We start from the raw sequence: 2,791 nt of genomic DNA on the forward strand, positions 1-2,791 counted from the left end.
GTTCAAAACCGGTGGGCGCGGGCTTGCCCCGCGAATGCTTCAAGCCGATATGACGAAGAACGAGACGACCAACCCCAGGCCAACGAACCACACCAGCGAGCGCAAGGCGGCCCAGTCGGCCAGGTAGCAAATGATGTAGAGCAGGCGACTGGTGATGAACAGCACCGCCAGTACGTCCTGGGTCACCTGCTCGGCATTGCCGACGACGTCGGCGATGATCACTGCCGCGGCAAAAGCCGGAAAGGCTTCGAAGCTGTTCAACTGGGCGGCATGGGCGCGACGCGGCAAGCCCTCGAGCTTGTCGAGAAACGCCCGCGGGTCGTGGTTCTGCCGCAGGTTGAAACGACCGCTGCTGAACTTGGCGATGCTGGTACACAGGAGCGGCAGAATCAACGCAATCAATACACACCACAAAGCAACGGTCATGGCTAAGTCCTTGTCGGTTGGAACGTCAAAATTTCATGATCAGCATGCCGATCAGCACCAGGGCACAGGCTAAGAGCCTCGGACCGCCAAAAGGTTCTTTGAGATAGCGCATGCCGAACAGCACCACCAGTATCACGCTGACTTCACGCAACGCCGCAGCTTCGGCCACCGAGCCCAACTGCATGGCCCAGAGCACCAGGGCATAGCTGAGTAACACGCATAAGCCGACCGTCAAGCCGAGCCGCCACTGCAAACGCCAGAACAACATGAACGGCGCGCGCCGGGCGACACTGGCCAGCAATGGAAATGGCCAGGCACTGAGCAGCGTCAACCAGACAAGATAGTCCAACGGCTGCGACCAGAGCCGGATCGCCTGGCCATCGAACCAGGTGTAGCAACCGATGCACAGCCCGATCAAGGCCACCACCGGCAGCATCGACCAGGGCAGGCGGTCACCGCCGCCGCCTTGCCAGAGCAGGCAGGCCATGCCGCAGGGGATCAGCAGAATGCCGATGATCTGCTGGCTGGTTAATGTTTCGCCAGCGAAGGTCAGCGTCAGCGCCAGCACGACCAAGGGTGAGAGACCGCGCATCAGTGGATAGACCAGTCCCAGGTCGCCGACCCGATAGGCCTGGATCAACAGAAAGCGGTAGAACTGTTCGAACAGCGCAGACGCCAGCAACCACGGCCAGACCTCGGCAGGCGGGAACTGCACGAAGGCCACCATCACCAGCGCAAACAGCAACGCCACCGCGTCCATGCTGGCAATGACCAGCAGGCGCTCGCCGCTGAATTTGATCAAGGTGTTCCAGGTTGCATGCAGCAGTGCGGCAACCAGTACCAGGGAAGTGGCTAACACGCGAAGGTCCTTGGCAATGCAGGTCGGGTCATCAATGGACAGCCGCTATCTAAGCATTTCCCTCCGTTCCACGTCGCGCACAATCGCGTGCGCTGGAAACGAAATCCGCACCGCGCGGTCAACGCATGCAGTCAAAAAACTGTGTCCCCACGCCATCGCCAGACCATCCAAGGCCTGCCCGATAGGATCGGGTGCCAAATCGAAAGCCATTACAGGACCCGGAATGCTTGAGCTTGTTGCTGCGTTTATCTGTCTGACCACCCTCCTCACTTACCTGAACTACCGTTTCATCGGCCTGCCGCCGACCATTGGCGTGATGGTCACGGCGCTGTTCTTTTCCCTGTTGCTGCAAGGCCTGAGCGTCATTGGCTACCCGGGACTGGAAGAGCGCGTGCAAGGCTTGATGAGCCAGATCGACTTCAACGACCTGCTGATGCACTGGATGCTGTCGTTTCTGCTGTTTGCCGGCGCCCTGCACGTCAACCTCGCCGATCTGCGCAGCTACCGCTGGCCGATCGGCCTGCTGGCCACGGTCGGCGTACTGATTGCCACTGTGGTCATCGGTTACCTGGCCCACTGGATCTTTGCCCTGTTCGGCTGGCACGTCAGCCTGCTCTACTGCCTGCTGTTCGGCGCGCTGATTTCGCCGACCGACCCGATTGCCGTACTCGGCGCCCTGCGTACCGCCAATGCCTCGAAACCGCTAAAAACCACGATTGTCGGCGAGTCATTGTTCAATGACGGCACTGCGGTGGTGGTCTTCACCGTATTGCTGGGCATCGCGCAACTGGGCGAAACTCCGACAGCGACCGAAACCGCCATCCTGTTCGCCCGCGAAGCCATTGGCGGCGCGCTGTTCGGCGGACTGATCGGTTACGTGACCTACCGCATGATCAAAAGCATCGAGCAGTATCAGGTCGAGGTCATGCTGACCCTGGCCCTGGTCATCGGTGGCTCGGCCATGGCCTACGAACTGCACGTATCGGCACCGATCGCGATGGTGGTGGCCGGGCTGATCATCGGCAACCTGGGGCGCAACCTGGCGATGAACGACATGACCCGCCGCTACCTGGACGGTTTCTGGGAACTGATCGACGACATGCTCAACGCCTTGTTGTTCGCCCTGATCGGCCTGGAGCTGTTGCTGCTGCCGTTCTCCTGGATGCACCTGGCGGCGGCCGGTGTGCTGGCCGTGGCGATCCTGCTGTCGCGCCTGCTGACCGTGGCCCCGGCCATCCTCATGCTGCGCCGCTGGCGCACGGTGCCGCGCGGCACCGTGCGGGTACTGACCTGGGGTGGTTTGCGTGGCGGTGTGTCGGTGGCCCTGGCGCTGTCGCTGCCCGCGGGCACCGAGCGCGACCTGTTGCTGAGCATCACCTACATCGTGGTGCTGTCGTCGATCCTGTTGCAGGGTCTGACGATTGGCCGGGTGGTGCGCGGGGTGACCGAGCAGCCTTGAGGCCTTATCGCGGGGCAAGCCCGCTCCCACCGAGTGAATTGATTCCG

At 61.7% G+C, this 2,791-nt stretch carries 3 protein-coding genes; 1 reads left to right on the forward strand and 2 read right to left on the reverse strand.

Annotated elements, in window-relative coordinates; translation table 11 throughout:
- Window positions 1–39: 39 nt before the first annotated feature.
- Together NPS47_RS25035 and NPS47_RS25040 are read right to left on the reverse strand one after the other, a co-directional pair.
- Window positions 40–426 (reverse strand): MAPEG family protein, encoded by a 387-nt coding sequence (locus tag NPS47_RS25035; protein WP_274297402.1) that lies wholly within the window; start codon window positions 424–426, stop codon window positions 40–42.
- A 25-nt stretch (window positions 427–451) separates the two neighbouring features.
- The gene (locus NPS47_RS25040) at window positions 452–1,285 is read right to left on the reverse strand and encodes an EamA family transporter (RefSeq protein ID WP_274297403.1); all 834 of its coding nucleotides are present in this window, start codon (window positions 1,283–1,285) and stop codon (window positions 452–454) included.
- 223 nt (window positions 1,286–1,508) lie between these two features.
- On the opposite strand from NPS47_RS25040, the gene NPS47_RS25045 reads away from it, so the two are divergent.
- Window positions 1,509–2,744 (forward strand): cation:proton antiporter, encoded by a 1,236-nt coding sequence (locus tag NPS47_RS25045; protein ID WP_274297404.1) that lies wholly within the window; start codon window positions 1,509–1,511, stop codon window positions 2,742–2,744.
- Window positions 2,745–2,791: the final 47 nt, after the last annotated feature.

The organism is Pseudomonas putida (assembly GCF_028682475.1).
In the GTDB taxonomy this organism is placed as follows: Bacteria; Pseudomonadota; Gammaproteobacteria; order Pseudomonadales; family Pseudomonadaceae; genus Aquipseudomonas; species Aquipseudomonas putida_AG.

Excerpts from the sequence above, each read along its gene's own strand:
- NPS47_RS25035 (WP_274297402.1), bottom strand. The coding sequence starts at position 426 with ATGACCGTTGCTTTGTGGTGTGTATTGATTGCGTTGATTCTGCCGCTC.
- NPS47_RS25045 (WP_274297404.1), top strand. The coding sequence starts at position 1,509 with ATGCTTGAGCTTGTTGCTGCGTTTATCTGTCTGACCACCCTCCTCACT.